Consider the following 4,128-nt stretch of genomic DNA (forward strand, 5'->3'; position numbering starts at 1 on the left):
GTACCGCCCGCTACGTGGGCGGTACTCGCTTCTGGTTTTTTTAAATTATGCTGAACTACTTAGCTTGATAATTAGCCTTTGGGGATTTGTATAGCTGCCGTCAACTGTAAACAAAAGAGGGTTGCCGCGCTCTGCGCGGCAATCCTCTTTTTTGGGTTTGATTTTGTCCTAACAAGACTGGCGACAGCTATAAAAACTTGACCAATAGCGCGATCGCAAAAAATATCTCTTCTTTAGGGCTGTAGAAGTTAAAATAAACGCAAGAGATCATTTTTTCTGTCACTCAATATTTCTAGGAATAATGGCAATGAATCCATTTGGTGGCATCGTCCAAAAAGCATTTTATCTAGGACTTGGCTTGGCAACGGTTGCTGGGGAAAAAGCAGGCGAAACCCTCAGCGAACTGCGCACTCAGGCAGGTAAATTAGCTGACGATCTCGTAGAGCGTGGCGAGATGACAACCGAAGAAGCAAAGAAATTTGTTGATGACCTCGTGCGTAACTCCCAAAAGCCAATTGGGGAAACCCAGACTTCGTCAAGCCCCAGTGGTAAGGACACTCCCCGCACGATCTCGATTGACGATGAGGATGGCGAAAGCTCTAGTCCTACTACGAATAATGTAGATGAACTTAAAGATAGAGTTCAAGCATTGCAGGATGAGCTAAGACGGTTGCAGAAATAGTTAAATGCTGTCATCACTTGCCTTAAGACTTGCTTTAGGACAAAAATCAAACCCCAAGAAGAGAATGGCGGCAAATTTTACTGCCTGAGCGCTCCCACCATAAACAATAAGTGCTGCGCGGTAAAGCCGCGCAACATTTATTGTTTATGGTGCTAATTCTAGCGACTGACGAAGTTGCTCTTCTGAGAAGTTACTCGTCAATGAAGCGGGAAATTGAGACGGTGCGATCGCTTGGATATAGGTATTATTCAGATAAGCTGCAAACTCAGGATGATTATTGAGATAGGTTTGAAAGAAGGCAAGACTAAATGCTTTGGCATAGGGATGCGTAAACTCTGGTTTCTCGCCTAGCACAGTTTCAGGAACTACCAAAACACCGCGATCGCTTCTCTCTAGGAAAGAAAAATGTGTACCTTTGGGAAAGGTCATTAAATATTTTTGAGGAGTAGTTAACCATACAAAGGGAAAAAACTGTTCGGGAACCGCAGGGGTAAACAAATCATCGCCACTAGCAAAAATAGCCGTAGGAATCCTAATATTTTGCATTCCTTCTTTCCCTAAGAGCGTGCTGCCACCGAGAGGATTTATGGCTAAGATTGCTTTGACGCGAGGATCGCTTAGGTCAATGTTACTGATATCTGACGAGCTAAAGCGACATTGCAGAACCTTGGAGATATTAAAAGAAGAAATATTTGGTTCGGGGATACTACATTCTCGATTAATCTGATTGAAGTTTAATTGAGCGCCACCTAACGTTAACACCGTATAGCCACCAAGAGAATGCCCGATCAATCCCACTTGCTCTGGATTGAAGCGATCGCGCCATTGAGCATCGGTTTTGACCTTCTGTTCTAAAGCATTCAGCAGATACTTCACATCTTGCGAACGCTGGATCGCTTCCTCTGGTTGTGGAGCGTTACTTAAACCAGACAGAAAAGCGGCAAAGTCACGACTGCCAGTTTTAGGATGCTCTAGAGCGGCGACCGCAAAGCCATTGGAAGCGAGATGTTGCGATAAATATTGAAAAGTATCGGGATTGGAGGCAAGTCCGTGGGAAATGACTATTAAGGGAGCGGGATGGTTCAATCCTTGGGGTAGATACAGATCGACGGGAATATGGACATGGCGATCGCTTTGGAAATAGCTAAACTGCTCCTTAGTCCAGACTACTTTGCCTGATCGGCGCAGATCGTTAATGTTGGTTAGTGTTTTATTCTCATTTTGGTTGTTCTTAGTTTCAGCGATCGCTTGTTGTTGAATAGCGGCGATCGCTAATTCCTTTTTATAGGTCAACTGAGAGAATTCTGCATAGGCTTGCAAACCGCTTGGCAAGTCTAAATAAATAATCGGAACGGGATATCTTTTTAAAATATTGAGAATACTCAATCCCTCTTCACTATTTGCAGAGAGAATCAACGCCGCCCGCAAAGCATAAAATCCATTTTGTTGTGGAGTTATCTGTAAAATTCTGCCTAAGCGACGTACTAAAATTTCGCCAATCGGAGAGTAGGTAAATTGAGAAGCCGTAACATGACTGATGTTGTAGCGGGTCGATAATGCCTCGCGAAATTGAGCTTTTTGCTGTTCTGGCAATCGATCGAGATAGAATCCCAACCGCTTGCTGAGTTTTCCTTCCTTGGCAAACTTCTCCAAATCGTCAATATATATAGTAAATTCGCCAGCAGGGGAATACCAGAAGCGAATTTGTTCGGCACCATAGACAGGAGATGGCAAGATATGCGAAAAGGCGATCGCTATGCCAAGCCCGCAAGAGGCGATCGCGGCAGTTAGATCTCGAAACCCTAACGATGAAATATCCACGATCAATCTCTTAGCTAGCAATTTTCTATTTTTTGTAAAATGTGCGATGATGCTATAATTGCTTTCGCAAAAAAGATGTATTCAAACCATCTATCTATGCCATCTACTATGCCGATGTAGCACAGGGGTAGTGCAGCTGATTCGTAATCAGCAGGCCGTGAGTTCAAATCTCATCATCGGCTTTACGATAAATTCAGAAAAAACAGAAAAAAGAGGATGCATAGCATCCTCTTTTTTCTGTTTTTAAAATGGGATATCGTCATAATCGGGAGTTGCGGCTGCCACAGGTACATAGGATGTTGACATTGGTACAACATTACTTGGGACATTATTTGAGGCATTATTTGGGGCAGTGATGGGAGCGACACGAGGGGCTGATATGCTAGGGGTAGTGCTACCGCTAGAGCTATGAATGCGTTGAGCCACTAATTCCGTCCGTTTCTCTTTATAAGTACCGCGATCGACTGTATCGATACGAAGACGACCTTCAACTACAACTTGGTCGCCTTTATGGTATTTCTCAACAATTTCATCTGCCAAATTATTCCAGCCCACAACCTTGATACGATAGGGAGGATCATCAGCACGTCCGCCCGCAAACTGCACGAGAAATGAAGCGATCGAGCTTTGATTATCGGGTGTGCGGCGTAGCTCTGGATCGGTTAGCACTTCTGCCATCAGGACAATAGAGTTCATAGGTGATTTATCAAAAGCTAACGATTTTACTGTATTAGTAATCATAACGCGATCGCCAAACGATCGCCAAAACATGAGAAAGATAAATCAATATTTCAGGCAAAATCTTGAGCACAATAGCCCACATCACCATGTATACTTTTGCTGATTATCAAGCTGCTATGCTGCTAATAGGATTAATCAAGCATCATGCTGACCGTTAATGCAATCATTATCAGTGCTATCATCCTCGATGTTGGGATTCAGTCCGTGATTATCGACAGAATATTTCGAGCAAAACAAGGTAATAGGCGGCGGGAAGAAGTGGAAGAAGAAAACCTTACTCGCTATGAGTCCAACACATCTAGCGATCAGCCCAAGGGCTGGGAATTTAAAATCTTACGTACTAATAGCGGTGGTTTTCGCAGTCGGAAGGTTTTGAGCAAAGTATGCGCTGAAGAGTCCCAAGCTGGATGGATTTTGTTAGAAAAGCTGGACGATCATCGTTTAAGATTTCGTCGTCCCGTAGTAGCTCGCGATCGCGATAATCTGTGCAAGATCGATCCCTATCGCACCCGTTATGGCATTGCGGAGATTGTAGAGACTTGGACGACGATCATCGTGTTACTAGTGATTATGAGTGGAGCTGCAGTTCTGGGCTTTGCCGCCATGAATCGATTTTTTGGTGATTGGCAAACTCGTTCCTTACAGAATGCCCCGCGTACTGGCGATAATAATGTCATTCGTCAGCCGCCTTCTCCCAGTGTTAACCCCAGACCTGCTACACCCCCACAATAGCCCCATAGCAGGATATAACCCGATAGCGCCTCAGAAATATAGCAGTAGCCAGTTATGTTAGGACAAAAACAAAACCCAGAAGAGTGTTGCGGCGCTTCGCGCCGCAACACTCTTCTGGGTTTTATGTCTTAACTTATTTGGCTATAGCTATA

General features: G+C 44.2%; 4 protein-coding genes and 1 tRNA gene. 3 read left to right on the plus strand and 2 right to left on the minus strand.

Translation table 11 applies throughout. The features are described from left to right. Nucleotides 1–307: 307 nt before the first annotated feature. The gene (locus tag AC805_RS09025; RefSeq protein ID WP_055075122.1) at nt 308–682 is read left to right on the plus strand and encodes a phasin family protein; all 375 of its coding nucleotides are present in this window, start codon (nt 308–310) and stop codon (nt 680–682) included. A 144-nt stretch (nt 683–826) separates the two neighbouring features. Here AC805_RS09025 and AC805_RS09030 read toward each other — a convergent pair whose 3' ends face one another. Beyond that, nucleotides 827–2,503, minus strand: coding sequence for an alpha/beta hydrolase (locus AC805_RS09030; RefSeq protein WP_156341361.1), 1,677 nt, complete (start codon nt 2,501–2,503; stop codon nt 827–829). 110 nt (nt 2,504–2,613) lie between these two features. On the opposite strand from AC805_RS09030, the gene AC805_RS09035 reads away from it, so the two are divergent. Further along, nucleotides 2,614–2,685: transfer RNA gene (locus AC805_RS09035), tRNA-Thr, on the plus strand. A gap of 61 nt (nt 2,686–2,746) precedes the next feature. Here the strand turns inward: AC805_RS09035 and AC805_RS09040 are convergent. After that, a complete protein-coding gene (locus tag AC805_RS09040) occupies nt 2,747–3,199 on the minus strand; it encodes a single-stranded DNA-binding protein (protein ID WP_072143568.1) in 453 nt (150 codons plus the stop codon). A 189-nt stretch (nt 3,200–3,388) separates the two neighbouring features. Here AC805_RS09040 and AC805_RS09045 point away from each other — a divergent pair, with 189 nt between their 5' ends. Next, nucleotides 3,389–3,976: a hypothetical protein gene (locus AC805_RS09045; RefSeq protein ID WP_055075125.1), complete on the plus strand. Its 588-nt coding sequence runs from the start codon at nt 3,389–3,391 to the stop codon at nt 3,974–3,976. Nucleotides 3,977–4,128 lie beyond the last annotated feature (152 nt).

It is taken from the genome of Pseudanabaena sp. 'Roaring Creek' (assembly GCF_001402795.1).
Lineage (GTDB): Bacteria > Cyanobacteriota > Cyanobacteriia > Pseudanabaenales > Pseudanabaenaceae > Pseudanabaena.

Coding starts and splice junctions, on each gene's coding strand:
- AC805_RS09025 (WP_055075122.1), top strand. CDS start 308: ATGAATCCATTTGGTGGCATCGTCCAAAAAGCATTTTATCTAGGACTT.
- AC805_RS09040 (WP_072143568.1), bottom strand. CDS start 3,199: ATGAACTCTATTGTCCTGATGGCAGAAGTGCTAACCGATCCAGAGCTA.
- AC805_RS09045 (WP_055075125.1), top strand. CDS start 3,389: ATGCTGACCGTTAATGCAATCATTATCAGTGCTATCATCCTCGATGTT.